At 71.7% G+C, this 25,366-nt stretch carries 22 protein-coding genes and 3 pseudogenes; 13 read left to right on the top strand and 12 right to left on the bottom strand.

Annotated features, from left to right (window positions below; all coding sequences use genetic code 11):
- The first annotated feature begins 37 nt into the window (after positions 1 to 37).
- The 5 genes and pseudogenes from rimO (at position 38) to P2L57_RS26615 (ending at position 3,916) form a co-directional block, all read left to right on the top strand.
- Positions 38 to 1,513, top strand: a complete 1,476-nt coding sequence (gene rimO / locus P2L57_RS26635; RefSeq protein WP_275818618.1) for a 30S ribosomal protein S12 methylthiotransferase RimO — start codon at positions 38 to 40, stop codon at positions 1,511 to 1,513.
- Complete coding sequence (gene pgsA, locus P2L57_RS26630; protein WP_275818617.1) at positions 1,510 to 2,190, top strand: CDP-diacylglycerol--glycerol-3-phosphate 3-phosphatidyltransferase; 681 nt, start codon at positions 1,510 to 1,512, stop codon at positions 2,188 to 2,190. The genes rimO and pgsA overlap by 4 nt, the downstream gene beginning before the upstream one ends.
- Complete coding sequence (locus P2L57_RS26625; protein ID WP_275818616.1) at positions 2,187 to 2,711, top strand: CinA family protein; 525 nt, start codon at positions 2,187 to 2,189, stop codon at positions 2,709 to 2,711. Before pgsA ends, P2L57_RS26625 begins: the two co-directional genes overlap by 4 nt.
- 109 nt (positions 2,712 to 2,820) lie before the next feature.
- On the top strand, positions 2,821 to 3,189 hold the full coding sequence (locus P2L57_RS26620; RefSeq protein WP_255931201.1) for a helix-turn-helix domain-containing protein: 369 nt from the start codon (positions 2,821 to 2,823) through the stop codon (positions 3,187 to 3,189).
- A gap of 281 nt (positions 3,190 to 3,470) precedes the next feature.
- Positions 3,471 to 3,916 (top strand): annotated as a pseudogene (locus P2L57_RS26615) (Dps family protein).
- 578 nt (positions 3,917 to 4,494) lie between these two features.
- Here P2L57_RS26615 and P2L57_RS26610 read toward each other — a convergent pair.
- Entirely contained in the window at positions 4,495 to 5,298 is an 804-nt protein-coding gene (locus P2L57_RS26610; RefSeq protein WP_275818615.1) for an Fpg/Nei family DNA glycosylase, read from the bottom strand.
- Between the two features lie 103 nt (positions 5,299 to 5,401).
- Positions 5,402 to 10,141 carry an ATP-dependent helicase gene (locus tag P2L57_RS26605; RefSeq protein ID WP_275818614.1) on the bottom strand — a complete coding sequence of 1,580 codons (4,740 nt, stop codon included), beginning with the start codon at positions 10,139 to 10,141 and terminating at the stop codon, positions 5,402 to 5,404.
- Positions 10,142 to 10,248: 107 nt separating this feature from the next.
- On the opposite strand from P2L57_RS26605, the pseudogene P2L57_RS26600 reads away from it, so the two are divergent.
- The 3 genes and pseudogenes from P2L57_RS26600 to P2L57_RS26590 all read left to right on the top strand — a co-directional run.
- Positions 10,249 to 11,004: pseudogene (locus tag P2L57_RS26600) on the top strand (AraC family transcriptional regulator); the annotation flags it as partial.
- 28 nt (positions 11,005 to 11,032) lie between these two features.
- Complete coding sequence (locus P2L57_RS26595) at positions 11,033 to 11,686, top strand: AzlC family ABC transporter permease (RefSeq protein WP_275818613.1); 654 nt, start codon at positions 11,033 to 11,035, stop codon at positions 11,684 to 11,686.
- Complete coding sequence (locus P2L57_RS26590; RefSeq protein ID WP_275818612.1) at positions 11,686 to 12,000, top strand: AzlD domain-containing protein; 315 nt, start codon at positions 11,686 to 11,688, stop codon at positions 11,998 to 12,000. The genes P2L57_RS26595 and P2L57_RS26590 overlap by 1 nt, the downstream gene beginning before the upstream one ends.
- Positions 12,001 to 12,035: 35 nt before the next feature.
- On the opposite strand, the gene P2L57_RS26585 is transcribed toward P2L57_RS26590, so the two are convergent.
- A complete protein-coding gene (locus P2L57_RS26585) occupies positions 12,036 to 12,995 on the bottom strand; it encodes a hypothetical protein (protein WP_275818611.1) in 960 nt (319 codons plus the stop codon).
- Positions 12,996 to 13,094: 99 nt separating this feature from the next.
- Between P2L57_RS26585 and P2L57_RS26580 the strand changes: the two genes are divergently transcribed.
- The 3 genes and pseudogenes from P2L57_RS26580 to recX all read left to right on the top strand — a co-directional run.
- Positions 13,095 to 13,289 carry a DUF3046 domain-containing protein gene (locus P2L57_RS26580; protein ID WP_275818610.1) on the top strand — a complete coding sequence of 65 codons (195 nt, stop codon included), beginning with the start codon at positions 13,095 to 13,097 and terminating at the stop codon, positions 13,287 to 13,289.
- 223 nt (positions 13,290 to 13,512) lie between these two features.
- The gene (gene recA / locus P2L57_RS26575; RefSeq protein ID WP_303656712.1) at positions 13,513 to 14,634 is read left to right on the top strand and encodes a recombinase RecA; all 1,122 of its coding nucleotides are present in this window, start codon (positions 13,513 to 13,515) and stop codon (positions 14,632 to 14,634) included.
- Positions 14,522 to 15,127, top strand: a pseudogene (gene recX, locus P2L57_RS26570) (recombination regulator RecX); the annotation flags it as partial. The gene recA and the pseudogene recX, both read left to right, overlap by 113 nt.
- 143 nt (positions 15,128 to 15,270) lie before the next feature.
- On the opposite strand, the gene P2L57_RS26565 reads toward recX, so the two are convergent.
- The 8 genes from P2L57_RS26565 to P2L57_RS26535 all read right to left on the bottom strand — a co-directional run bounded on the left by P2L57_RS26565 (position 15,271) and on the right by P2L57_RS26535 (position 21,933).
- Positions 15,271 to 15,705 (bottom strand): rhodanese-like domain-containing protein, encoded by a 435-nt coding sequence (locus tag P2L57_RS26565; protein WP_275818609.1) that lies wholly within the window; start codon positions 15,703 to 15,705, stop codon positions 15,271 to 15,273.
- A 2-nt stretch (positions 15,706 to 15,707) separates the two neighbouring features.
- Positions 15,708 to 16,298: a cupin domain-containing protein gene (locus P2L57_RS26560; RefSeq protein ID WP_275818608.1), complete on the bottom strand. Its 591-nt coding sequence runs from the start codon at positions 16,296 to 16,298 to the stop codon at positions 15,708 to 15,710.
- Positions 16,299 to 16,361: 63 nt separating this feature from the next.
- Positions 16,362 to 16,448: a putative leader peptide gene (locus P2L57_RS40895; protein ID WP_361102092.1), complete on the bottom strand. Its 87-nt coding sequence runs from the start codon at positions 16,446 to 16,448 to the stop codon at positions 16,362 to 16,364.
- A 147-nt stretch (positions 16,449 to 16,595) separates the two neighbouring features.
- Positions 16,596 to 18,335 carry an FAD-dependent monooxygenase gene (locus tag P2L57_RS26555; protein ID WP_275818607.1) on the bottom strand — a complete coding sequence of 580 codons (1,740 nt, stop codon included), beginning with the start codon at positions 18,333 to 18,335 and terminating at the stop codon, positions 16,596 to 16,598.
- 197 nt (positions 18,336 to 18,532) lie between these two features.
- Positions 18,533 to 19,384 carry an amino acid ABC transporter permease gene (locus P2L57_RS26550; protein ID WP_275818606.1) on the bottom strand — a complete coding sequence of 284 codons (852 nt, stop codon included), beginning with the start codon at positions 19,382 to 19,384 and terminating at the stop codon, positions 18,533 to 18,535.
- Complete coding sequence (locus tag P2L57_RS26545) at positions 19,381 to 20,028, bottom strand: amino acid ABC transporter permease (RefSeq protein WP_275818605.1); 648 nt, start codon at positions 20,026 to 20,028, stop codon at positions 19,381 to 19,383. Before P2L57_RS26545 ends, P2L57_RS26550 begins: the two co-directional genes overlap by 4 nt.
- A 67-nt stretch (positions 20,029 to 20,095) precedes the next feature.
- A complete protein-coding gene (locus P2L57_RS26540) occupies positions 20,096 to 21,019 on the bottom strand; it encodes a glutamate ABC transporter substrate-binding protein (RefSeq protein ID WP_275818604.1) in 924 nt (307 codons plus the stop codon).
- Positions 21,020 to 21,135: 116 nt separating this feature from the next.
- On the bottom strand, positions 21,136 to 21,933 hold the full coding sequence (locus P2L57_RS26535) for an amino acid ABC transporter ATP-binding protein (RefSeq protein WP_275818603.1): 798 nt from the start codon (positions 21,931 to 21,933) through the stop codon (positions 21,136 to 21,138).
- 311 nt (positions 21,934 to 22,244) lie between these two features.
- Here P2L57_RS26535 and P2L57_RS26530 point away from each other — a divergent pair, with 311 nt between their 5' ends.
- Positions 22,245 to 22,949: a response regulator transcription factor gene (locus P2L57_RS26530; protein ID WP_275818602.1), complete on the top strand. Its 705-nt coding sequence runs from the start codon at positions 22,245 to 22,247 to the stop codon at positions 22,947 to 22,949.
- A 12-nt stretch (positions 22,950 to 22,961) separates the two neighbouring features.
- Positions 22,962 to 24,377 (top strand): sensor histidine kinase, encoded by a 1,416-nt coding sequence (locus P2L57_RS26525; protein WP_275818601.1) that lies wholly within the window; start codon positions 22,962 to 22,964, stop codon positions 24,375 to 24,377.
- Here the strand turns inward: P2L57_RS26525 and P2L57_RS26520 are convergent.
- The gene (locus tag P2L57_RS26520; RefSeq protein ID WP_275818600.1) at positions 24,367 to 25,353 is read right to left on the bottom strand and encodes a TAXI family TRAP transporter solute-binding subunit; all 987 of its coding nucleotides are present in this window, start codon (positions 25,351 to 25,353) and stop codon (positions 24,367 to 24,369) included. The two genes, P2L57_RS26525 and P2L57_RS26520, sit on opposite strands and share 11 nt — an antisense overlap.
- Positions 25,354 to 25,366: the final 13 nt, after the last annotated feature.

Genomic DNA, 25,366 nt, shown 5'->3' with positions numbered 1-25,366 from the left:
GGACTGGGGGCGGGCGCGGACAAAGTAGGCTGAGCCCATGCCCGAACCCCGTACCGTCGCTCTGGTCACTCTCGGCTGCGCGCGCAATGAGGTGGACTCCGAGGAGCTCGCCGGCCGTCTGGCGGCGGACGGCTGGCAGCTCGTCGGCGATGCCAGCGAAGCCGATGTCGCCGTCGTCAACACCTGCGGCTTCGTCGACGCCGCCAAGAAGGACTCGGTCGACGCCCTGCTGGAGGCCAACGACCTGAAGGGTCAGGCCCGCACCAAGGCGGTCGTGGCCGTCGGCTGCATGGCCGAGCGGTACGGCAAGGAGCTCGCGGAAGCGCTGCCCGAAGCCGACGGCGTGCTGGGCTTCGACGACTACGCGGACATCTCCGGCCGCCTGCAGACCATCCTCTCCGGCGGCATCCACGCCCCGCACACCCCGCGTGACCGGCGCAAGCTGCTGCCGATCAGCCCGGCGGCGCGGCAGGACACCGCGGTGGCGCTGCCCGGCCACGCCCAGGCCCCCGATGACCTGCCGGAGGGCGTCGCACCCGCCTCCGGGCCGCGTGCGCCGCTGCGCCGCCGCCTGGACTCCAGCCCGGTCGCCTCGGTGAAGCTGGCGTCGGGGTGCGACCGGCGGTGCGCCTTCTGCGCCATCCCGTCCTTCCGCGGCTCGTTCATCTCGCGCCGCCCCTCCGACGTCCTCGGCGAGACCCGCTGGCTGGCCGAGCAGGGCGTCAAGGAGGTCATGCTGGTCAGCGAGAACAACACCTCGTACGGCAAGGACCTCGGCGACATCCGGCTGCTGGATACGCTGCTCCCCGAGCTCGCCGCGGTCGACGGGATCGAGCGGATCCGGGTCAGCTACCTGCAGCCCGCGGAGATGCGGCCGACCCTGATCGACGTGCTGACCTCGACGCCGAAGGTGGCCCCGTACTTCGATCTGTCCTTCCAGCACTCGGCGCCCGGTGTGCTGCGCGCGATGCGCCGGTTCGGCGACACCGAGCGCTTCCTCGGGCTGCTGGAGACGGTCCGCGCCAAGGCACCGCAGGCCGGTGTCCGCTCCAACTTCATCGTCGGCTTCCCCGGCGAGTCCGAGGCCGACCTGGCCGAGCTGGAACGCTTCCTCAGCGAGGCCCGGCTGGATGCCATCGGTGTGTTCGGCTACTCCGACGAGGAGGGCACCGAGGCCGCCGGATACGACGGCAAGCTGGCCGAGGACGTGGTCGCCGAGCGTCTCGCCAGAGTCTCCCGGCTGGCCGAGGAGCTCACCGCGCAACGCGCGGAGGAGCGGCTGGGCGAGACGGTCGAGGTGCTGGTCGAGTCGCTGGACGAGGGCGAGGCCGTCGGCCGCGGTGTGCACCAGGCCCCGGAGACCGACGGCCAGGTCGTGCTCACCTCGTCCGAGGGGCTGGCGGTCGGCACCCTGGTCACCGCGAAGGTGGTGGACACCGAGGGCGTCGACCTGGTGGCCGAGCCGCTGGTGGGCGGCCCGGGGCCCGACGGTACGAAGAGGGTGGCCAGATGACCGGTGTACCGGCGTCCGCGGCGGGCGGTCACCGGCCCGCGGCCTCTCCCGACCACCTCGGGGACCCGGTGGACCGGCCGGTCGGCCTGTGGAACATCGCCAACATCCTGACCATGGTGCGGCTGCTGCTCGTACCGGGATTCGTGCTGCTGCTGATCCACGCGGGTGGTCACGACCCGGTGTGGCGCTCCTTCGCGTGGGCGGCCTTCGCCATCGCCATGATCACCGATCTCTTCGACGGTGAACTGGCCCGCCGCTACAACCTGGTCACCGACTTCGGCAAGATCGCCGACCCGATAGCGGACAAGGCGATCATGGGTGCCGCGCTGGTCGGCCTGTCCGCCCTCGGCGACCTGCCCTGGGCGGTCACCGCCGTCATCCTCTTCCGCGAGGTCGGCATCACGCTGATGCGGTTCTGGGTGATCAAGCACGGGGTGATTCCAGCCAGCCGCGGCGGCAAGTTGAAGACCCTCACCCAGGGGATCGCGGTCGGGATGTACGTACTGGCGCTGACCGGACCGCTGGCCACGCTACGGGCCTGGGTGATGGCGGTGGCGGTGGTGCTGACCGTGCTGACCGGCCTGGACTACGTCCGGCAGGCCGTGGTGCTGCGGCGGGCCGGACTGGCCGCCCAGCGGGCCGCTGAGCGTGCTGCGGCGGGAGGCGGCGACGCATGACCGCCGCCGAGGCGCTGGGGCTGCTGGAGCGGCAGGGTGCGACGCTGGCCGTCGCCGAGTCGCTGACCGGAGGCCTGGTGGCCGCGGCGATCACCGCGGTGCCGGGCGCGTCCCGTACCTTCCGCGGTTCGGTCACCGCGTACGCGACCGATCTGAAGCAGGACGTCCTCGGCGTGGACGGCGCGTTGCTCGCGGCGCGCGGTGCGGTGGACCCGCGGGTCGCCGAGGAGATGGCGCAGGGCGTACGGCGCCGCCTCGGCGCCACCTGGGGGCTGGCCACCACCGGGGTCGCCGGTCCGGACCCGCAGGACGGCAAGGAGGTGGGCACGGTCTACGTGGCCGTCGCCGGTCCGTCCGGGACGTCCGTCGGCTCGCTGCGGCTGGACGGCGACCGCGCGGTGATCCGCGCCGCCACCGTGACAGCGGCACTGGAACTGCTGATGGAGGCGGTGCGGGGGGCGCGGAAGAGCGACCATGTGAACGCGAGGGCACAGGATACGGAACAGCACGGGGGAATTTGATGTTTGCAGCCCTTAGTGAACACGTCATCGCTCCCCGCACGGCCGCTGCCCGAGGCGGTACGGTGGGGCGAGAAGCTTACGGATCCGCGGTCCGAGGAGGGAGCCACCGATGATTCTGCTCCGTCGCCTGCTGGGTGACGTGCTGCGTCGGCAGCGCCAGCGTCAGGGCCGCACTCTGCGCGAGGTCTCGGCATCGGCCAGAGTCTCGTTGGGCTACCTGTCTGAGGTAGAGCGCGGCCAGAAGGAAGCTTCCTCCGAACTGCTCTCCGCGATCTGCGATGCCTTGGACGTACGGATGTCCGAGGTCATGCGTGAGGTCAGCGATGAGCTGTCGCTCGCCGAGCTGGCTCAGTCGGCGGCCTCGGAGGTGGCGGCCGTGCCGGTGCGGTCGATGTTGGAGACGGTCACTCATGTGCCAGGCACTCGTGTGACGATCAAGCCACCGCAGGCGGAGGCCGTGGATGTGGTCGCGGCCTGACCGTTTGCGGCGCTGCGGCGGTGACGCGGCAGCGAGGTAGTGAGAGCTGGCGGGCCGTTTCGGCCCGAGGCCGGGTTGTTGGGCGGCGTTGCCGTCTGGTGCCCGGCCTTTTCGCATGTCCTGCTGCGCGTGCGCCGCTGATGCCATGCTGCGCATGCGCGGCGCCGGGCGGGCCGTTTCGTGGCGGTGCGATGTTTCGCGAGAGCCGAGTGGTCCGTGATGCTTCGCGAGGGCCGAGCGGGCAGGCGCCTGTTGAACGGACGAACGGGCTCAAGTCCCGCATGGCGCGCGGAGGTGAACCATGGGCCGTGAAGAACGCACTGCCCGACGAGGCTCGCAAGGTGGTCGGAGACGCCCTGCAGGGCGCGTTGGTCGACCCGGCGGGCCTGTCCCTGGTGGCCAAGCAGGCCCACTGGAACATCGTCGGACCTCGGTTCCGTCCGGTGCATCCGCAGCTCGATGAGGTCGTCAGCGCGGCACGGACCTACGCCGACACGGTGGCCGAGCGGGCCTGCGCGATCGGGGTACCGCCGGACGGCAGGGCCGAGACGGTCGCCAAGACCAGCGCCATCGCCACCATAGCTTTGGGCACGGTCATCGCGCGGATGCGCGAGCGCATCAAGACCACGCAGGCACCCGGCCCGGTGTCGCAGGACATCATCGTCGGGCTGACCGCTGACTGGAGAAGCACTGCTGGATGTTCCAGGCGGAGAACAGCCAGGTGTGAGTGATCGCGTACGGTAGCGCATCACTACGGTACGTATTTTCGGGGTACTCCCATCGAGTGAAGACTGCTCCGCTCGTCGTACCGGAGGGCTAATGATCACTCGTAAGGGGCATCGGACCCTGTACGGGAGCCCTGGTCGGCTCCTGTCGCAGCCTCGGGGATATCGGAGGCGGCCATGGATGCTCGATCGGAAGCAGCCCAGGGGGATACACGGAGGCATGGCGCGTCGGCGTGGCGCTCTGTGCGCCGCGCGGTCGGTGGCGCCTTCGGCCTGCTGTGGTGCTGGGCGGTGCTGCGGGTGGCCGTTCAGCCCGCGCAGGTGAGCCCGGTTGAGCAGGGGTTCGCGGTGAGCGGCTGGACCCTGGGCCTGTTGCCGGTGCACGTGGCTCCATGGCGGGGGCCCCGGTCCGGGCGGCGGAGCGCGCCGTGCGTGGCTGCCCGCCCGTTGCCGACGCCGCGCAAGCCGGCGGTGGGCCGGGCGTTCGCTCCCGTCGGTGCGACCGCGATATCCGCGATGTCCGCTGAGTCGCGAACCCGCCTTCGTGACAGGGAGCTTGACGACCATTGCTGACAGATCGTCAGCGTGGCTCCGGGGCCTGCCCGTTCTGGCAGCTTGGACACCAGTAGGTGACGCGGCTTTCGCCGGGCGGTCCCTGTTCCGCCATGCGTACCGGGGTGCCGCAGCGCAGGCACGGGTGGTGCGCTCGGTTGTACACCCAGTGGGTGCGGCCGCGCCGGGGATTGCCCGTGGTGATATGGCCATGGCGGGCCTTGTTGGCGTCGAGGAGCTTGTGGGCCAGGGCCACCATCCGCTCAGGCGCGGCGACTTGGCCCATCGGCGTCCAAGGGGTGACGCCGCGTAGGAAGCACAGTTCCGACTTGTAGACGTTGCCGATTCCGGCGAGATTGCGTTGGTCGAGCAGCGCCTCGCCGACGGGGCGCGCGGGGTCCGACAGCAGTCGGCGCAGCGCTTCGGCCGGATCCCAGTCCGGGCCCAGCAGATCAGGGCCGAGATGGCCGACCGCGGAGTCCTCTTCGGTGGTGCGGAGCAGTTCGAGAACCGGCAGGCGGTAGCCGACGGCCACGGACTCGGCGGTGGCCAGCACCGCCCGGATCTGGTGGTGCGGCCCGCCGCGCCACCGCTCACCGGCGGTGTAGACATGCCAGGCGCCATCCATCCGCAGATGCGAGTGCAGCGTCCAGCCGCCCTCGAACCGGGTCAGGAGATGCTTGCCGCGCGACACCACATCCTCGATCCGGCGCCCGGAGAAATCGGTGCAGGCGAGCTTGGGAACGCGCAGGTCGCAGCGGACCACCGCACGCCCCGCCAACGCCTCCCGCAAACGGCGCGCGGTCAGCCAGACGGTGTCTCCTTCGGGCATACGCCAAACTCCTTCGCGCTCACCCTCATCATGCCGCGACCGGATCCGCGTACGACCGCGGCGACGGTGCTGGTCGGCCGTTCGCCGCCTGGCGGGTGTGCCGTCAGTCGTGCTCGGTGACGCCGGAGGGCCTCAGGCGCAGGCCGCGCGGGGTGGGGTGGAAACCGGCGGCTTCCAGGGCGCGGCCCAAGGGGGAGAGCAGGGCCGGTTCGCCGTTGGTGCGCTCCACGGTCAGCCTGCCCAGCGCGTCATCGCGGACGGCGTCGGCCAGGGCCTGCACGGCCGCCCGCAGACGGGGGCTGTCCTCTGCGGAGTCACCGTCCCATGCCAGGAGAGTCTTGCCGCCGCGCTCCACGTACAGCGTCAGCTCGCCGTCGACCAGGACCACCAGCGCGCCCGCCTTGCGGCCCGGCTTGTGCCCGGCGCGGCCGTCCGTTCCGGAGGGCGGATCGGGCCAGGGCAGGGCGGCACCATAGGCGTTGGCCGGGTCGGCGGCGGCCAGTACGACGGCGCGCGGTGTCGCGGGCTGCGCCTCCTCGCGCTCCCGCGCGGTGTGCACCGCACGCAGCCTGTCCACCGCGCCGTCCATGGCGAACTGGGCCGCGCCCAGGCCTTCCACCACATAGCCGCGACGCGCCTGCCCGCTCTCCTCGAACGCGGACAGCACCCGGTACACGGCGGAGAAACCACCTTCGACCCCCTCGGCGGCGACCGCGCCCCGGGTCACCACGCCATGCCGGTCCAGCAACGTGTGGGCCAGCGCGTGTGCCCGCACCGTCGGATCGGCCTCGGCGTGCGGAACGAGCGACCAGCGCCCGGCCGTGGTCGGCGGGCCGGTACGTGACGCCGTGGGGCGGGGCACGGAGGAGCCGTACCGGCCGCGCGGGGTGGCCCGCGGTGCCCGGTGTGCCGTCGAGCCCGCCGTGCGCCCCGAGCCGAGCAGGGCGCGCAGCGGGGCGAGCGTGTCGTTGGTGAGCCGTCCCGACCAGGCCAGCTCCCATATGGCGTCGGCCAGTTGGGGATCGCTCGCATCGGGGATGGTGGCCCTGACCTGATCGGCAATCTGGCGGAAGAAGAGTCCGTAACCGCCGGACAGGGCGCCCAGGACCGCCCGGTGCAGTGGAGTGAGCTCCAGCGGGAGGGCCTCGGGAAGCAGCACCGGGGCGGTATCGGCGAGATGGAGCGTGATCCAGCCGTCCTTGCCTGGCAGCGCTCCGGCACCGGACCAGATCACCTCGCCGGAAGCGGTGAGTTGGTCGAGCATCGCCGGGGTGTAGTCGACGACCCGGGACGGCAGGACGAGCTTCTCCAGCGCGGAGGCGGGCACGGCGGCGCCCTGCAACTGCTCGATGGCGCGCACCAGTCCGTCGATCCCGCGCAGCGCCCGCGTTCCCACCTGCTGCCACTGGGGCAGGAACGCGGCAAGCGCACCGGGCGGAACCGGCTCCAGCTCGTGCCGCAGCGCCGCCAGCGACCGGCGGCGCAGCCTGCGCAGCACCCCCGCGTCACACCACTCGTGGCTCAGCCCCTCCGGTCTGAACTCCCCCTGCACCACACGACCGGCTGCGGCGAGCCGATGCAGGTTGGCCTCGGCCACCGCCGCGCCGATGCCGAAGCGCGCGGCCGCGTCAGCGGCGGTGAAGGGCCCGTGGGTGCGGGCGTAGCGGGCGAGCAGATCGCCGAGCGGGTCCTTCACCGGCTCGGTGAACGCCTCCGGCACGCCCACCGGAAGCGCCGTCCCCAGTGCGTCCCGCAGCCGACCCGCGTCCTCGACCGCCGCCCAGTGCTCGGCACCGCGGATCCGGACCCGGATGGCCCGCCGGGCCGCCTCCAGCTCCAGCGGCCAGTCCGGCTGCGCGCCGCGCTCGGTCAGCTCCGCCGACGTGAGCGGGCCGAGGATGCGCAGCAGGTCGGCGACGCCTTCGGGATCCTTGACCCTTCGGTCCTCGTCCAGCCACTGCAGCTCGCGCTCCAGCTCCGCCATGACGTCGGCGTCCAGCAGCTCGCGCAGCTCCGCTTGGCCGAGCAGCTCGGCGAGCAGCCGGGAGTCCAACGACAGGGCGGCGGCGCGCCGTTCGGCGAGAGGTGAGTCGCCCTCGTACAGGAACTGCGCCACATAGCCGAACAGCAGGGAACGGGCGAACGGGGACGGTTCGGGTGTCGTCACCTCGACCAGCCGGACCGCGCGTGCCTCGATGTCGCCCATCAGCTCGGCGAGCCCGGGTACGTCGAAGACGTCCTGGAGGCACTCACGGACCGCCTCGAGGACGATCGGGAACGAGCCGAACTCGGAGGCCACGGACAGGAGTTGGGCGGCCCGCTGACGCTGCTGCCACAGCGGTGTGCGCTTGCCCGGATTGCGGCGGGGCAGCAGCAGGGCTCGGGCCGCGCACTCGCGGAACCGGGACGCGAACAGTGCGGAGCCGCCGACCTGGTCGGTGACGATCTGCTCGATCTCGCCCTTGTCGAAGACCACATCGGCCGCCCCTACCGGACTCTGCTCGCTGTCGTACTGCGCACCGGCCTTCAGCGGATCGACGTCGAGCAGGTCGAGGCCCAGCAGCTCGGCGTCCGGAAGCCGCAGCACGATGCCGTCGTCGGCGTGCATGACCTGCGCGTCGAACCCGTACCGCTCGGACAGCCGAGCGCCCAGGGCGAGCGCCCACGGGGCGTGCACCTGCGCGCCGAACGGCGAGTGCACCACGATGCGCCAGTCGCCCAGCTCGTCCCGGAACCGCTCGACGACGATGGTCCGGTCGTCCGGGACATGGCCGCAGGCCCGGCGCTGCTCGTCGAGGTAGGCCAGGACGTTGTCCGCAGCCCAGGTGTCGAGTCCGGCCGCCGCCAGGCGTGCGCGGGCCTCGTCCGGGGACTGGCCGCCGATCTCGCGGAGGAACGCGCCCAGCGCGCGGCCGAGTTCGAGCGGGCGGCCGAGCTGGTCGCCCTTCCAGAACGGCAGCCTGCCGGGCACCCCGGGGGCGGGTGAGACCAGGACCCGGTCGCGGGTGATGTCCTCGATCCGCCACGACGTGGTGCCGAGGGTGAACACGTCGCCGACCCGGGACTCGTAGACCATCTCCTCGTCCAGCTCCCCGACCCGGCCGCCGCCCTTCTTCGGATCGGCGCCCGCCAGGAACACGCCGAACAGGCCGCGGTCGGGGATGGTGCCGCCCGAGGTCACCGCCAGACGCTGCGCACCGGGGCGCCCGGTGACCGTACCGGCCACCCGGTCCCACACCACGCGCGGTCGCAGCTCGGCGAAGGCGTCGGAGGGATAGCGTCCGGCGAGCATGTCCAGCACGGCGGTGTACGCGGATTCCGGCAGGGCGGCGAAGGGTGCGGCGCGCCGCACCACTGCCAGCAGCTCCTCCACGTCCCAGGTGTCCATCGCCGTCATCGCGACGAGCTGCTGGGCCAGGACGTCCAGCGGGTTGGCGGGGATCCGCAGCGCCTCGATGCCGCCCTGGCGCATCCGCTCGGTGACCACCGCCGACTGCACCAGGTCTCCGCGGTACTTCGGGAAGACCACACCGGTGGAGACGGCACCGACCTGGTGCCCGGCCCGGCCCACCCGCTGCAGCCCGGAGGCCACCGACGGCGGTGACTCGACCTGCACGACGAGGTCCACCGCGCCCATGTCGATGCCCAGTTCAAGACTGGAGGTGGCGACCACGGCAGGCAGCCGGCCGGCCTTGAGGTCCTCCTCGACCAGTGCCCGCTGCTCCTTGGAGACGGACCCGTGGTGCGCGCGGGCCAGCACCGGTGGGGCGCCCCGGCCGCTTCCTGAACCGCCCATCAGCTGGGCGGGGGAGTGGTCCTCGGGGAGAGTCGTGGCGGAGCCGCGCTCATCGGACACAGTGCCCATGGCCCGCTCGTAGGCGATCTCGTTGAGCCGGTTGCACAACCGCTCGGCGAGGCGGCGGGAATTGGCGAAGACGATCGTGGAGCGGTGGGCCTGCACGAGATCGGTGATCCGCTCCTCGACGTGCGGCCAGATCGACGGCCGCTCGCCGCCGTCCGGGCCACCGGCGTCGGACACCGGGGAACCACCCAGCTCGCCCAGGTCCTCCACGGGGACGACGACCGACAGGTCGAACTCCTTCTGCGAGCGCGGCTGGACGATCGCCACCTTGCGCCGCGGTGACAGGAAGCGGGCCACCTCGTCCACCGGCCGCACGGTCGCGGACAGGCCGATCCGCCGGGCGGGCCGGTCCAGCAACTCGTCGAGGCGCTCCAGGGACAGCGCCAGGTGTGCGCCGCGCTTGGTGCCGGCCACCGCGTGCACCTCGTCCAGGATCACCGTCTCCACACCGCGCAGCGCCTCCCGGGTGGCGGAGGTCAGCATCAGGAAGAGGGACTCCGGTGTGGTGATGAGGATGTCCGGCGGCTTGGTGGCGATCGAGCGGCGCTCGGCGGCCGGGGTGTCCCCGGACCGGATACCGACGCGGACGTCCGGCTCGGGCAGGCCGAGCCGCACCGCCTCGTGCCGCAGCCCGGTGAGCGGGCTGCGCAGGTTGCGCTCGACGTCGACGGCGAGGGCCTTCAGCGGGGAGACGTACAGCACCCGGCAGCGGCGCCGGGCATCGGCGGGGGCGGGCGTGCTCGCCAGTTGGTCGAGCGAGGCGAGGAAGGCGGCGAGGGTCTTCCCGGAGCCGGTGGGCGCGACGACCAGTACGTCGGAGTCCTCCGCGATGGCCCGCCAGGCACCCGTCTGCGCGCTGGTCGGCGCGGTGAAGGCGCCCGTGAACCAGGCGCGGGTGGCGGGGGAGAAGTGCTCCAAGGCGGACGCCGGATCCAGCTCCCGCTCTGGATCCGGGGTGTGCGGCCGCTTCCCGATCGACATGCCATCCATCGTGCCTCGCCCCACTGACAATTGCCCCGACCAGCGGATTCCCGGCCGCGACGGGTCCGCCGGGCAGGCCTGTCAGTCCCCCGCCGCACAATGGGCCCATGGGGTCGGCAGCGCCCGAGTGGCGGCAGGAGCGGGCACGGCACTGGCAGTACGCGCGGCTGCCGGGCGTCGACCTGCTGCGTGCCCGGTATGTCGACAAGACGTTCGCCCGGCACACCCACGAGGGCTTCGTCATCGCCGCGATCACCGAGGGCGTCGAGGCGTTCCACCACCGCGGCACCCTGGAGCGGGCCGGTCCCGGCACGCTGGCGCTGATCAACCCCGACACCCCGCACACCGGGCGGGCGGCGGTGCCGGAAGGCTGGACGTACCTCGCCCTGTACCCGCCGGCCGAACTGGTCGCCGCCATCGCCGCGGAGACCACCGCGATCCGCGGCAGCGCGGCGTTCACGGTCCCGGTGGCCGCCGACGCCCGGGCCGCCCGGCTCGTCGCCGGGGTGCACCGGGCCGTCGAGCAGGACAGCCCGCTGGCCGCCGACACCCTGCTGCGGGTCACCGTCGCGCACCTGCTGCACCGCTTCGGCGGAACGGCCGCACCGCGCGCCCCGCTCGGCGCGGGTGCCCGCACCGCAGACCGTGCCCGGGAGATCCTCACGGAGCGCATGGCCGACCCGCCGACGCTGGAGCGGCTGGCGGCCGAAGTGGGCACCGGTCCCTTCGCGTTGCTGCGTGCCTTCCGTGCGGCGTACGGGATGCCGCCGCACGCCTGGCTCACCGACGCCCGGGTGCGGCGCGCCCGGGCGCTGCTGGACGCGGGAACCGCTCCGGCGCGGGCGGCGACCGAGGTCGGCTTCGCCGCCGCCGTCCAGAGCCCGTACCGCGGTGGTGCGCGACGCGCTCGGCGTCGGCCTGACGGTGGGGCTGTCCGGCTTCGCGTTCGGCGCGACCGCCGCGGGGGCCGGGTTCGGCGTGCCGCAGGCGTGCGCGCTGAGCCTGCTGGTCTTCACCGGTGCCTCGCAGTTCGCGCTGGTCGGCGCGCTGGGCGCGGGAGCGAATCCGTTGGCGGCGGTCGCGGGCGCGTTCTTCCTCGGGGTGCGCAACGCCTTCTACGGGCTGCGGCTGGCCCAACTGCTGCGGCTGCCACGGGGGTTGCGACCGCTGGCGGCGCACTGGGTCATCGACGAGACCTCGGCCGTCGCCCTCGCCCAGCCGGATCGTTCCGCCGCACGCCTCGGCTTCACCGTGACCGGGTTGAGCCTGTACGTGCTGTGGAACCTGACGACCCTCGCGGGTGCGCTGGGCGCCTCCGCGCTCGGTGACCCCGCCGTCTGGGGGCTGAACGCGGCCGGCCCCGCGGTGTTCCTCGCCCTGCTCGCGCCCATGGTGCGGTCCGGCGGGCGGGAGCGGGCCACGGCGGCTCTGGCGGTCGTCCTGGTGCTGGTCGCCGTACCGCTGCTGCCCGCGGGGGTGCCGGTGCTCGTCGCGGCGATCGCGGCACCCCTGGTGATGTTCGTACGACGCGGTGCGGAGGCCTGATGTCGAACTCCTGGATGGCCATCGCCGCCACGGCGGTCGGCTGCTACGCGGTGAAGCTGCTCGGTCTGTCGGTCCCCGAAGGGTTGCTGGAGCGCCCCCTGGTCAAGCGGCTGGCCGCCCTGGTGCCGATCGCGCTGCTCGCGGCGCTCACCGTGCAGCAGACGTTCTCGGGAAGCGGGGGCACGCTGGTGGTCGACGCACGGGCGGCGGGGCTCGCCGCCGCACTCGTCGCCCTCCTGCTGCGTGCGCCGTTCCTGGTGATCGTCGGCGCCGCCGTCGCGGTGTCAGCGCTGGCGCAGCACTTCACCGGGTGAGCCTGGGGGCGCCCCGCACGCTGTGTGCCCGCACACTATGTGACGGGGCGGCCGTGGGCGCGCAGCGTCAGGAGTGCCTCGATCGTCAGGATCGGGCGCCACTCCAGAAGGGAACCCGGCGCCCAGGCGTGCCAGCGGACCGGCCAGCCGCCGTCCGGCTCCTGGGCGGCGGCCAGGAAGTCCAGAGCGCGGTCCATCTCCGCGTTGGTGAACCACCGTCGCGCGAGCGAGTCGGGAGACCGCGCGAAGTCGTACGGGAAGTGGTACTCGCCGGGCGCGTAGCCGTCGCTCAGCGGGTACTCGTGCGCCCGCTCCGGCTCCAGCACCGCCAGCCGCTGCCTGCGGACCAGTCGTCCCAGCCGCTCCGCGGCCACCTCCGCGCGGGCCCGGTCCGGGGCACCGTCCAGGAACGCCACCGCCGCCTGCACCTGGTACGGATGGGTCCGCTCCAGTGTCTCCACCGCCGCCCAGCAGAAGTCGGTGGCCCGGAACAGCCAGGCGTGCCAAACGCTGTTGCGGTGTAGCACGCCCACCACCGGGCCGGTGGCCAGCAGATCGCCCGGTGGATCGGCCAGTGCCGGGATCCACGGCGCGGTCGGGTAGCCGTCGGCTGTCCCGGCGGTGGCCTCCGGCGGGACGTGCGGCGAGGGCAGTGCGCCCTCCGCCGTCGACACCGAGGTCAGATAGCGGCAGATCCGCTCGGCCCGCTGGCCGCCGCAGCGGTTGATCTCGTCGAGCACCCGCAACGCGTGCGCCGCGTGCAGCGGTTGGCTGACCGGGCCGCGCAGGTCGGGCTCCAGGGCGTGGCCGTAGCCGCCGTCCTCGTTGCGGTACGCGGTGAGCGCGGCCTCGACGGGATCGGCGCCGCCGCCCAGGAAGTGGAAGGCGAACCTGCGCTGTTCGAGTACGCGGGCGGTCAGCCACACGAAGCGCTCGGCGCGGGCGAGGGGCGACGGCAGCGGAGAGAGGGACGAGGTGACTGGGGATCCGGCCATGCGCGCACAGTAGGGCGCCGCCCGCCCGCTGCCTACGGCTGTGACCAGGGTGCACTCGACGGTGCGAAGGAGCCGCCTCCTGGGCGGGATACTGGGGGCATGAAGTTGACGGTCTTCTGGCAGCGGATGGGCGCGCACTTCGGGGAGGCGTACGCCGACTCGTTCGCCCGTGACCATGTGATGTCCGAATTGGGCGGGCGCACGGTCTACCAGGCGTTCGAGGCGGGGTGGGAGGCCAAGGACGTGTGGCGGGCGGTCTGCCAGGCGGTGGGCGTCCCTGCCGAGCGGCGCTGACCCTGGCCCGGAGATGCCGCTGTGACCTGCGGTTTTATGGTTATCCACAGGGGCTGGTGGGTCGCTTGACACGAAAATCGAACATCCATTCTTATGGGGTGTGCCGGGCCACCCCTCCGCGGTCCGGAGCGGCCTCGCGGACGGCGTCGGGGCGCATTGTCAGTGGCAGGCGCTAGCGTCGGTGGACGTGAAGCGATCGACTCAAGCGAACCGGGTGGAACCCATGGCAGGAACCGACCGCGAGAAGGCGCTCGACGCCGCGCTCGCACAGATTGAACGGCAGTTCGGCAAGGGTGCCGTCATGCGCCTCGGCGAGCGGCCGAACGAGCCCATCGAGGTCATCCCGACCGGGTCGACCGCACTCGACGTGGCCCTCGGCGTGGGCGGCCTGCCGCGCGGCCGTGTGGTGGAGGTGTACGGACCGGAGTCCTCCGGCAAGACCACCCTCACCCTGCACGCCGTGGCCAACGCGCAGCGGGCCGGTGGCGCGGTCGCCTTCGTCGACGCCGAGCACGCCCTCGACCCCGAGTACGCCAAGAAGCTCGGCGTGGACATCGACTCCCTGATCCTGTCCCAGCCGGACAACGGCGAGCAGGCGCTGGAGATCGTGGACATGCTGATCCGCTCCGGCGCGCTGGACCTCATCGTCATCGACTCGGTCGCCGCCCTGGTGCCCCGGGCCGAAATCGAGGGTGAGATGGGCGACTCCCACGTCGGTCTCCAGGCCCGGCTGATGAGCCAGGCGCTGCGGAAGATCACCGGTGCGCTGAACCAGTCCAAGACCACCGCGATCTTCATCAACCAGCTGCGTGAGAAGGTCGGCGTGATGTTCGGTTCGCCGGAGACCACGACCGGTGGCCGCGCGCTCAAGTTCTACGCCTCGGTGCGGCTCGACATCCGCCGTATCGAGACGCTCAAGGACGGCACCGAAGCGGTCGGCAACCGCACCCGGGTCAAGGTCGTCAAGAACAAGGTCGCGCCGCCCTTCAAGCAGGCCGAGTTCGACATCCTCTACGGCCAGGGCATCAGCCGTGAGGGCGGCCTGATCGACATGGGTGTGGAGAACGGCTTCATCCGCAAGGCCGGTGCCTGGTACACGTACGAGGGCGACCAGCTCGGCCAGGGCAAGGAGAACGCCCGTAACTTCCTGAAGGACAACCCCGATCTCGCCGACGAGATCGAGAAGAAGATCAAGGAGAAGCTGGGCATCGGCGTCAGGACCGAGGCCCCGGGCGGCGAGCCGGGCGCGGACGCGGCGACGGCGACCGCGGCGGAGCCGGTGGCAGCGGCGGTCACCCCGGCGAAGTCCACCAAGGCGGCCAAGTCCGCGGCAGCCAAGGCATAGCCCCGTGATGCGGCCGCATGGGTCCGGCGGCGGGTCCCCCGCTTCGAGCGCGGAGCGGGACCTGCCGCGTGACCCGGAGGAGCAGGCACGCGCCCTGTGCCTGCGCCTGCTCACCGGAACTCCCAGGACCCGTAAGCAACTTGCCGACGCCATGCGGCGCCGGGAGGTTCCCGACGAGGTCGCCGAGCGGGTGCTGTCGCGCTTCGAGGACGTGGGACTGATCGACGACGCGGCGTTCGCCAACGCCTGGGTGGAGTCCCGGCACCACGGCCGGGGCCTGGCCCGGCGGGCGCTCGCCCGCGAACTGCGCACCCGCGGTGTGGAGTCCGCGGTGGTCGAACGGGCCGTGGAGCAACTCGACTCCGCGCGGGAGGAGGAGACCGCCCGCGCACTGGTGGAACGGAAGCTGCGAGCCACCCGCGGTCTGGAACAGGACAAGCGCATACGGCGGCTCGCCGGAATGCTCGCCCGCAAGGGGTACCCGGAGGGGCTGGCGCTACGCGTGGTACGGCAGGCGCTGGAGGAAGAGGGCGAGGACGCCGAGTTCCTGGACGGCTACCTCCCGGACTGAGCGGACCGCACGGTGTGGGGGGACCGCCGCGGCCCGCGCCCGTACGGGGGGCGCGCCCAAGGGCGCTATGACGTGCGGTCTGCCACGCTCACCGGCGATGCGACCTGCCCAGCGGTGGGGGACACCGGCAGGCCCGCCGCGCGCCAGGCCTGGAAACCGCCGATCAGATCGGTGGCCTGGTGCAGCCCGAGCGCCTGAAGCGAGACCGCCGCGAAGCTCGACGCGTACCCCTCGTTGCAGAACACGACGACCCGGCGGTCGTGGTCCGTCGCTTCGGCGATCCGGTGGTCGCAAGCAGGGTCGAGCCGCCACTCCAACTCGTTGCGCTCGACGATGAGGGCGCCCGGGACAGTGCCATCGCGCTCGCGGAGGGCGGCATAGCGGATGTCCACCAGCACCGCACCGGCGTCAGCCGCCGCCCGGGCCTGAAGCACCGTCAGCCGTGCCAGCCGGGAACGGGCGGCGGCCAGCAAGGCGTCCACCCCACGGGGTTCCGGCACCGTCACCACTCCTGCGGCCGTTCGACGAGCGCGAGCCGCAACACCCGGCCGTGCCTGCTGTAGCGGCGGATCATCGGCAGCGGCGGATAGTACACATGCACCGAGACAGCGTGCTCCTCCTCGGAGGCGTTCACCACCTGGTGGACGTGGTACGGGCCGAAGGCACGGCCCCGGCCGACCGGAAGCCGGCGGGTGCGGTCCACATCATCGGTGAGTTCCAGCGACTGCCAGCCGGCGGTCGGCAGCGGAACGGAGACCGACTCCTCGGCCAACTCGCCCGCGGCGGTGGCGAACGCGCCCCGTGAACCGCCGTGATCGTGCCAGCCGGTCTCGGCACCAGGCGGCCAGCCGATCAGCCACGCCTCACTGCCACCCGGCCCCTCCAGACGCACCCAGGTGCGTCCCACCGGATCGAGCGGCAAACGGGCCAGGAACTCAGGGTCCGAGGCGGCGCGGCGGGCGAAGTCAAGCAACTCGGCCTCGGTGGGAGCGACCGAAGCGGCAGGGGGCGCCGAGCCATCGGCGAACGAGGCATCGGCGAACGAGACATCGGCGAACGAGACATCGGGGAACGACACATCGTTGAACGACAAGGGGAACCGTCCCAGGTGATCGCGAGGCAGCGCGGCCACCGCCGCGCGGAGAGGGAATCCGGATCAACGGGACGGCCGACACACGCAGCCCGCGTAGCGGACCAGGTCCAGATGGACCCGCCGCACAAGACGCAGCTCGGTGTCAATCACGCTACGGAGTCAACCACGCGCTGCGAGAGGCGGTCAAGGTACGATCCGCCGTCTTTGTCCAAAGTGGGCGAGCCGCGGTGACAATAGTGGCCTCCGGCCGCGGCGCGCTCCGCGCCCGGAGGTGAACGAACACCAATGAAGCCCTCGTCACGAGCGAAGTCGTGCGGTAGCCGCGCCCTCGCTCACCTCGGCGTCCGTACGGTCGACCGGGTCCGCCGGGGCCCCGGCCTGCTCCTCGGCCATACCGCCGCTGAGCCGCTGCCGGGGCGGGCCACCCCTGGCCACATCGGCGTACGCGTACAGATCGGTGGGACGGCAGCCGTTCATCGCGCCCACCAGATGACCGTCCGGACGGATCAGCAGCACGGTGTGCGCGGTCGCGCCCGGATAGCTCTCGGCGACGAGGAGCTCGGTGCGGGTCGGCAACGCCGCGACCGCCGCGGAGAGTTGGGGCATCAGCCCGGCGGTCAGCCAGTGCCTGCTCTCCCAGACCCCGGTTCCCGGCGCCACCAGCACCGCCAGCAGATCGCGGCCGAGCCGCTCCCGCAGCCGACCGCGGGTACCGTCCAGCGCCACCACCGGTACGTCGTCCACCGCCCCGCCCGGCGCCCCGACGGCGGCGGTGGGCAGCGGCGCCGTGGCGGCGCGGCCGCCGCCACGAGGGGCGGTCGGCGCCAGCGGCGACCGCTGGTAGACCGGCGGTGCACCGAGCAGCCCGCGCCCGAGGTGGCCGTCCGTCAGCAGCTCGGTGTGGCGGCTCATCGGACCGGAGAGCAGCGAGCGGCGCAGCGCGTGCCAGGCCCCGGAGGCGCGCAGCAGCGGCAGCGCCTGGTCGGCGGCGCGCAGCCGGGCGCCCACCGCGGCCCGCCGCTCGGCCTGGTAGCTGTCCAGCAGGGTGTCGGAGGCGCCTTGGTGCCAGGCGATGGCCAGCTTCCAGGCGAGGTTCTCCGCGTCCCGTAGTCCCTCTTCGAGTCCCTGTGTGCCCAACGCGCCCAGCAGATGGGCGGCGTCGCCCGCGAGGAATGCGCGCCCGGTCCGCCACCGCCGTGCCAGCCGCTGGTGGACCGGGTACTCGGCGGACCCCAGCAGGTCGTACGACGGCACGGTGCCGTCGCACCATCCGGCCAAGGTCTCCCGGATCAGCGAGACCTGGGCGTCCGCGGTCATCGGCTGACCGCCCGGCGGAAGTGACCAGTCCACCCGCCAGACGCCGTCCGGCAGCGGACGCGCCATCACCTGCGAGCCCCGGCCGCCCGCCGGATCGCGGTGCAGCAGCGCGGTACCGGGCTCCGGCAGCTCGACCCGGAGCGCCGCGACCGCGTACCGCTCCACGGCGGTGCGCCCGGGGAAGCGCACCTCCAGCAGCTTGCGCAGCGTGGAGCGCGGTCCGTCGCAGCCCACGACGTAGCTGCCGCGCCACCAGGTCTCCGGGGGCCCCGAGTCCCCGGCGGCACCACGGGTGTGCACGCTGACGCCGTGCTCGTCCTGTTCGAGGGCGTACAGACGGGCGCCGGGCGCGACCTTGATCAGTTCATGTCCGACGAGTGCCGAGCGCACGCCGTGCCGCAGCCGGTCCTGCGGCAGGTGCAGGGGGGACGCCTCGCCGTCCTCGCCGGGCTCGGCGTCGAACTCGACGTACTGCACCTCCTGACGGCGGCTCAGGGTGCGCCAGGCCGTCCAGCGCGCCGCGTCGGCGTGCACCGCCGTGTAGCCGAGTCGGGACAGCAACTCGGCGGTCTGCGGGCGCAGCACGACACTGCGTTCCGGTTGCTGCTCGTGCCAGGACGAACCGTCGTCGAGAAGGATGACGGGGACACCGTGCCGGGCGAGACAGAGGCAGAGGGCGAGGCCGGTCGTTCCCGCACCCGCGACGATCACCGGATCCATGGCGTGGATCCTTGGCGTGCGAGTGGGATGGCGGTCTTGGCCCGGCGTTCGATCACATTGTGTATGCAACCCACTGCCGGTACGTGCGTCAAGCGACGGCGGCCCGTGCGCCGCCACGTGCCGCCGTCCGACTTATCCGCGCCCCGTGCTCGGCGGGCCCCCCGACCCCTGCTGGCGGTGTGTCGGCCGCCGCACCGTCACTCCGCTTGCGCCACCACGGCATCGGCCTCGGCGGGCACCGGGACGACGCCCTTGCGGCTGCGCCGACCGCGCCGTTCGATCCACTGGGCGAGCGCGGACAGCGCCAGGCACATCGCGATGTAGACGGTGCCGATGACGATGACCACCGGAACGTACGGATAGCCCCCGCGCGTCACGGTGTTGGAGGCCACCAGCCGCCCCGCGTAGAGGAGTTCCTCGTAGGTGATGATGAAGCCGAGTGAGGTGTCCTTCAGCGTGACCACCAGCTGGCTGATGATGGTCGGCAGCATCGAGCGGACCGCCTGCGGGATCAGCACCGTCGCCATCACCTGCGACTTGCGCATACCGAGGGCGTACGCGGCCTCCGTCTGCCCCCTGGGCACCGCGTTGACCCCGGCGCGGAACACCTCGGCCTGTACGCACCCGTTGTAGAGGGTCAGGCCCAGCACCAGGGCCCAGAACGGCGCGAAGACGCTCGCGTACAGCACGAAGATCAAGATGAGCAGCGGCAGCGCCCGGAAGAACTCCACGACCGCGGTCGCCACCCAGCGCACCGCCCGGTGGTCGGACAGCCGCCCCGCCGCGAGCAGCGCGCCGAGCACCAACGAGCCGACCGCGGCCAGGGCGAACGCCTTCAGCGTCGCCACCAGCCCGTCCTCGATGCGCTGTTGTATCCCGGCGTACTGGAACAGGTCCCACATGTATCCCGCGAACTGCCCCTTGCCCTGCAGCCGCAGCACCACGAAGGCGATGAGCGCGAGGATCGCGGCGGTACCGGCCACGGCGTAGATCCGGTTGCGCCGCCGCGCCTTGGGACCGGGCGCGTCGAACAGGACGCCGGCGCTCATCGGGCCACCGCCAGCCGGTGCTCCAGCAGTCGGAACAGCGCGCTGATCGCGAAGGTGATGACCAGGTACGCGAGCGCGATCCAGACGAAGATCTCCAGGATATTGTAGCCGATCTCGCTCAGCCGCTTCTGCTGTGCGAACAACTCGGCGACGTTGAACGAGCCCGCGATCGCGGAGTTCTTGGTCAGCGCGATCATCAGGCTGCCGATCGGTGGAATGACGGTACGGGTGGCCTGCGGCAGCACTATCAGCCGCAGCGTCTGCGAGAACGTCATGCCCAGGCTGCGGGCCGCCTCGGCCTGCCCCAGCGGCACGGAATTGACCCCCGAGCGCAACGCCTCGCAGACGAAGGCCGAGGTGTAGCAGCCCAGTGCGCTCACCGCGAGGGTGAAGTAGCTGATACCCGGAAAGAGGATCTGCGGTGCGACGAACACGGCGATCATGAAGAGCAGGGTCAGCGGAGTGTTGCGCAGCAGCGTCACCCACACCGTCCCGAAGATCCGCAGCGGGGGCACCGGAGAGACCCGGCAGGCCGCGACCAGCGTCCCCAGGACCAGCGAGAGCACCGCGCTGACCGCGGTGAGCACCACGGTGCCTATGAATCCGTGGCGGAACAGCGCGAAGTTGTCGAGCAGTACGTTCACCGATTGACCTCGCTCAGGGCCGGTCCGGCGGATCTTGACCACCGGGTGTCATGGCGGAAGGAAGCCGCTAGTAGCGTTCGATGGGAGGAGGGGTCTGGGCGGGGGTGCCGGACAGCCCCAGCGTGGCGTCGTACGCCTTCTTCCAGTCGCCGTTGTCCTCGTGGTTCTTCAGCGCGTCGTCGAGCGCGCCGCGCAGCGCCTTGTCGTCCTTGGCGAGGCCGACGCCGTACGGCTCCTGTGAGAACGGCTTGCCGACCACCTTGAGCCGCTCCGGCATCTGCGCCGCGTAGCCCTTGAGGATCGCGTCATCGGTGGTGACCGCGTCGACCTGGCCGTCCTCCAACTGCTTGACGCAGTCCGAGTACTTGCCGAGCGCCACCACGCTCGCGCCGTACTTCTTGTCGCTGATCCGGTTCAGCGGCGTGGAACCGGTGATCGAGCAGACCTTCTTGCTCTTGAGGCTGTCGGGGCCGGTGATGCTGGAATTGTCCTTGGCCACCAGCAGGTCCTGACCGGCCAGGTAGTAGGGGCCGGCGAAGCTGATCTGCTTCTTGCGCTGGTCGTTGATGGTGTAGGTGCCGACGTAGAAGTCCACCTCGCCCTTGGAGACGGCGGTTTCCCGGTTGGCGGAGTCGACGGTCTTGAACTCGATCTTGTCCGCCGGGAATCCGAGGTCCGCGCCGAGCATCTTGGCGATCTCGATGTCGAAGCCGGTACGGGTACCGGCGCTCGGGTCCTCGAAGCCGAGGAAGGGCTGGTCGGCCTTGGCGCCCACGATGAGCTTCCCGCGCGACTGGGCCCGCTTGAGGGTCGCCGAGTCAAGGGTCACCCCGGACTTGACGGCGTACTGCGGCGTCTTCGGCGCCGGACTGCCGTTCGCGCCGGTCGCCGGATTCGCGTCGGGCGTACCGGACTTGCTGGAGCAGCCGGTCGCTACGGAGGTCAGTGCGAGTACTGCGGTGGCCGCGGCGGCGGCTGCGCGGAACTTCATCAGGACATGTCCCTTGCGTCTGGAGCGGATGTGTCAGCGAACGAATCGGTGAACAGCTCGGTGGTGCAGGGGGGATCGGGGTGCGCTGTGGGCTTGTCGCGTGCTGCGGGATCGTTTCAGTGGTGCAGTATTTTCGACAGGAAGTCCTTGGCTCGGTCGCTGCGCGGATTGCTGAAGAACTGGTCGGGCGCGGCTTCCTCGACTATGCGGCCGTCCGCCATGAAGACGACCCGGTTGGCCGCGGAGCGCGCGAAGCCCATCTCATGCGTGACCACGACCATGGTCATGCCGTCCCGGGCGAGTTGCCGCATGACCTCCAGCACCTCGTTGATCATCTCCGGGTCCAGCGCCGAGGTCGGCTCGTCGAACAGCATCAGCTTGGGGTCCATGGCCAACGCGCGGGCGATCGCCACGCGTTGCTGCTGACCGCCGGAGAGCTGCGCCGGGTACTTGTCCGCCTGGCCGCCGACCCCGACCCGGTCCAGCAGGGTCCGCGCGGTCTGCTCGGCCTTCTCCCTGGTGATCTTGCGGACCTTCGTCTGGCCGAGCGTGACGTTCTCCAGCACCGTCTTGTGCGCGAAGAGGTTGAACGACTGGAAGACCATGCCCACATCGGCGCGCAGCCGGGCCAGTTCGCGCCCCTCGGCGGGCAACGGCCTGCCGTCGATGGTGATGGAACCGGAGTCGATGGTCTCCAGGCGGTTGATCGTGCGGCACAGGGTGGACTTGCCGGAACCGGAAGGTCCGATCACCACGACGACCTCGCCACGCGCCACGGTAAGATCAATGTCCTGGAGCACATGCAGTGCGCCGAAGTGCTTGTTGACGCGGTCCAGTACGACCAGCGGGTCGCCCGAAGGCGGCACGGTGCGCTCGGATCGCGCGGGCGCCGGTGACACCGGGGAGTCGCTCATCGGGCGGTCGCTCCATCCTCGTCGGGTTGGGGGGACCCTAATGATCCCGTCCCGTCCACGTCAGTACATCTGAGCGGAACTTGAGCATTACGATCTGACAACCGTGTGCCATCGGCGCATCACGTTGTGTGCACGCTGGTGTCGCGTAGTGCGCGTACGGTGCGTACCGGGTGGGTAACAGTGTGCCCCGCGCCTTGAGGCCCCCTTGACGGGGTACCCCCGTCTCGGGGTGTATTCGATGCTGCGGCAAAGGCCGCACCCTACGGGGGCGGGCACGTCACGTACGGATGGCAGGACTGGGGGGAGAGCCGATGCGGCTGTTGCTGGTCGAGGACGACGACAGGGTCGCCGCCGCGCTGTCCGCGGTGCTCGCCAGACACGGCTTCGACGTCACCCACGCCCGCAGCGGTGAGGAGGCGCTGCGCGCACTGCTGCCGGACGGCGGAGCGCCGTTCGCGGTGGTGCTGCTCGACCTGGGGCTGCCGGACCAGGACGGCTTCGAGGTGTGCGGCCGCATCAAGCGCAGCACCGACACCCGCGTGATCATGGTGACCGCCCGGGCGGACGTACGGTCCAGGATCCACGGGCTGAACCTCGGCGCCGACGACTACGTCGTCAAGCCGTACGACACCGGCGAACTGCTGGCCCGGATCCACGCCGTCAGCCGCCGCCCGCCGGAGCAGCGCGACCCGTCGGAGCGGACCGACGGCCCGCACCCCGCGGTACGGCTCGGCCCGATCGCCATAGAGCTGCCCACCCGGCAGGTCGAGGTGGACGGCGAGGTGGTGCAGCTGACCCGCAAGGAGTTCGATCTGCTGGCGCTGCTCGCCCAGCGGCCCGGAGTGGTCTTCCGCAGGGAGCAGATCATCAGCGAGGTGTGGCGCACCAACTGGGAGGGCACCGGGCGCACCCTGGAGGTCCATGTCGCCTCGCTGCGCTCCAAGTTGGGGCTGCCCGCGCTGATCGAGACGGTCCGCGGGGTCGGCTACCGGCTCGTCGTCCCGGCCGCGCGATAGGCGCGGTACCCCGTGCGCACCCGTCTTCTTCCGCTGCTGCTGGTCCTGATGGCGGCCGTACTGCTGGCGCTCGGCTTCCCGCTGGCCGGGAGCCTGGCCGCCGCGGAGCAGCAGAAGCTCATCGTGGACCGGATCGACGACACCGCGCGGTTCGGCGCCATCGCGCAGTACGTCACCGCGAGCAGCGAGCCGGACGGCACCGTCGTCGTCAACGCGGGCGAGCGGGAGAGCACCCTGCGCGCCGAACTCAGCCGCTACGAGGACCTGTACGGGATACGGGTCGGCGTCTTCTTCCGCGACGGATCGGTGATGGCCGTCGCCCCCACGGGCTGGCGCACCCGTCGCCAGGTCATCGAGGACCCGTCGTTCCAGGAGGCGCTGGCCGGCCGCCGTAGCCACAACCCCGCACAGGTCTGGCCGTGGCAGCACAGCAGGGTCACCGTCGCCTCGCCCATCGTGCGGGACGGCGATGTGGTCGCCGTGGTCCTGACCGACTCGCCCACCGGCGCGATGCGCTCCCGGGTGCTGCACGGCTGGCTGCTGATCGGCGGGGGTGAGCTCGCCGCGACGGTGGTGGCGGTTTTAGCCGCCATCCGCCTCACCGCCTGGGTACTGCGACCGGTCAAGGTGCTGGACCGGGCCACCCATGACATCGCCACCGGACGGCTCGCCTCACGGGTCGCGGCGGCCGGCGGGCCACCGGAACTGCGGCGCCTGGCACGGTCGTTCAACGAGATGGCCGACAACGTCGAGGCAGTGCTCGAACAGCAGCGCGCGTTCGTCGCGGACGCCTCTCACCAACTGCGCAATCCGCTGTCCGCGCTGCTGCTGCGCATCGAGCTGCTCGGCCTCGAACTCCCCGAGGGGCACGAGGAGATCGCCTCGGTACGGGAGGAGGGCAAGCGGCTGGCGACCGTACTGGACGACCTGCTGGGCCTGGCCACGGCCGAACACGCCGCCGCCAGCCTGCAGTTGACCGATGTCGCGGCGATCGCCGTGGAACGCGTCGCCGCCTGGCGGCCCGCCGCCGACCAGGCCGGGGTGAAGCTGGTCCACGAGGGCGCCGCGGCGGCGACCGGCTGGGCCGACCCGATCGCGCTGTCCAGCGCCCTGGACGCGGTCGTGGACAACGCGGTGAAGTTCACCCCGGGCGGCCAGGGCGTGGTCGTCACCGTGACCACCGGGCCCGACACCGTCAAGGTGGCGGTTGCCGACGGCGGCCCCGGACTCGCCGAGGACGAACTCACCAGGATCGGCGACCGGTTCTGGCGCAGCTCCCGTCACCAGAACGTGGACGGATCCGGACTGGGCCTGTCCATCGCCCGGGTACTGCTCACCCAGGGCGGCGGATCGATCACCTATGCGCCCAACCAGCCGCACGGACTGCGGGTGACGCTCACCCTGCCGCGTACCGAACCTACGGCTTGACCGAAAGGTAGTAGCGGCGCGCGCCCTCGTGCAGCGGCAGCGGATCGGTGAAGATCGCGGTACGCAGGTCCACCTGCTGGGCGGAGTGCACCACCGCGCCGATGCGGTCCCGGCTGGCGATCACCGTGCGGGTGACCCGGTCCACCAGCGCGGGGTCGGTGCGATCCATGGTGACTAAAAGATTGGCCACCGCGATCGTCTCGACCGACTGGCCGTGCTGCATGTTGGGATACGCGTCCTGCGGCATCACCGCCGCCCGGTAGAAGTCGGCGGCGGCGCCCAGCCGGTGCAGGGGCTGTATCAGGTCGGCCAGCGGAACCAGCTTGACCGGGTACTCCCTGGCCAGCCGCTGCACCGCAAGCGTGGGCAGCCCGCCGGACCAGAAGAACGCGTTCAGCCGTCCGGACCGCAGCAGGTCCGGTGCGGTGTCCACCCCCGCGGGCACCGCCGTCAGGTCCTTGTCCGGGATGAGCCCGGCGGCCTGCAGCAGCCGCTTGGCGATCAGGTTCACGCCGGAGCCCGGCTGGCCGGTGCCGACCCGCAGGCCGCGCAGGTCGCGGACGGACTTCACCTTCGACGAGGCGGGCACGATCAGCTGCATGTAGTCGTCGTACAGCCGCGCCACCGCGCGCAGATGCGACTTGCCCGGCCCGTGGTAGTCGGCCGCGGCGTCCGCCTGCGTGAAGGTGAAGTCCGCCTGGCCCGAGGCGAGGTACTGAAGGTTCTGCACCGACCCCTCCGACGCCTTCAGCCGCACCGCCACCCCGGGCAGATCATGCTGCAGATCACCCTGGAGCAGCTCCCCGTACTTCTGGTACACGCCGTTGGGCACGCCGGTGGCGACGGTCACCGGGCCGCGCGGATACGGTGCGCCCGCCGAGTGCAGCACCACCCACAGCAGCAGCACGGTCGACAGGGCCAGGGCGGTCGCCACCCGTACGATGCGGCGGCGCCTGGCAGGTCGGTGAGGACTCATGGACCGCGATCCT

Source organism: Streptantibioticus ferralitis, from assembly GCF_029223525.1.
Taxonomy (GTDB): Bacteria; Actinomycetota; Actinomycetes; order Streptomycetales; family Streptomycetaceae; genus Streptantibioticus_A; species Streptantibioticus_A ferralitis.
The sequence above is the reverse complement of the archived record's forward strand: the minus strand, read 5'-3'. Positions and strand labels throughout refer to the sequence as shown.

Excerpts from the sequence above, each read along its gene's own strand:
- rimO (WP_275818618.1), top strand. The coding sequence starts at position 38 with ATGCCCGAACCCCGTACCGTCGCTCTGGTCACTCTCGGCTGCGCGCGC.
- pgsA (WP_275818617.1), top strand. The coding sequence starts at position 1,510 with ATGACCGGTGTACCGGCGTCCGCGGCGGGCGGTCACCGGCCCGCGGCC.
- P2L57_RS26625 (WP_275818616.1), top strand. The coding sequence starts at position 2,187 with ATGACCGCCGCCGAGGCGCTGGGGCTGCTGGAGCGGCAGGGTGCGACG.
- P2L57_RS26620 (WP_255931201.1), top strand. The coding sequence starts at position 2,821 with ATGATTCTGCTCCGTCGCCTGCTGGGTGACGTGCTGCGTCGGCAGCGC.
- P2L57_RS26610 (WP_275818615.1), bottom strand. The coding sequence starts at position 5,298 with ATGCCCGAAGGAGACACCGTCTGGCTGACCGCGCGCCGTTTGCGGGAG.
- P2L57_RS26605 (WP_275818614.1), bottom strand. The coding sequence starts at position 10,141 with ATGTCGATCGGGAAGCGGCCGCACACCCCGGATCCAGAGCGGGAGCTG.
- P2L57_RS26590 (WP_275818612.1), top strand. The coding sequence starts at position 11,686 with ATGTCGAACTCCTGGATGGCCATCGCCGCCACGGCGGTCGGCTGCTAC.
- P2L57_RS26585 (WP_275818611.1), bottom strand. The coding sequence starts at position 12,995 with ATGGCCGGATCCCCAGTCACCTCGTCCCTCTCTCCGCTGCCGTCGCCC.
- P2L57_RS26580 (WP_275818610.1), top strand. The coding sequence starts at position 13,095 with ATGAAGTTGACGGTCTTCTGGCAGCGGATGGGCGCGCACTTCGGGGAG.
- recA (WP_303656712.1), top strand. The coding sequence starts at position 13,513 with ATGGCAGGAACCGACCGCGAGAAGGCGCTCGACGCCGCGCTCGCACAG.
- P2L57_RS26555 (WP_275818607.1), bottom strand. The coding sequence starts at position 18,335 with ATGGATCCGGTGATCGTCGCGGGTGCGGGAACGACCGGCCTCGCCCTC.
- P2L57_RS26550 (WP_275818606.1), bottom strand. The coding sequence starts at position 19,384 with ATGAGCGCCGGCGTCCTGTTCGACGCGCCCGGTCCCAAGGCGCGGCGG.
- P2L57_RS26540 (WP_275818604.1), bottom strand. The coding sequence starts at position 21,019 with ATGAAGTTCCGCGCAGCCGCCGCCGCGGCCACCGCAGTACTCGCACTG.
- P2L57_RS26535 (WP_275818603.1), bottom strand. The coding sequence starts at position 21,933 with ATGAGCGACTCCCCGGTGTCACCGGCGCCCGCGCGATCCGAGCGCACC.
- P2L57_RS26530 (WP_275818602.1), top strand. The coding sequence starts at position 22,245 with ATGCGGCTGTTGCTGGTCGAGGACGACGACAGGGTCGCCGCCGCGCTG.
- P2L57_RS26520 (WP_275818600.1), bottom strand. The coding sequence starts at position 25,353 with ATGAGTCCTCACCGACCTGCCAGGCGCCGCCGCATCGTACGGGTGGCG.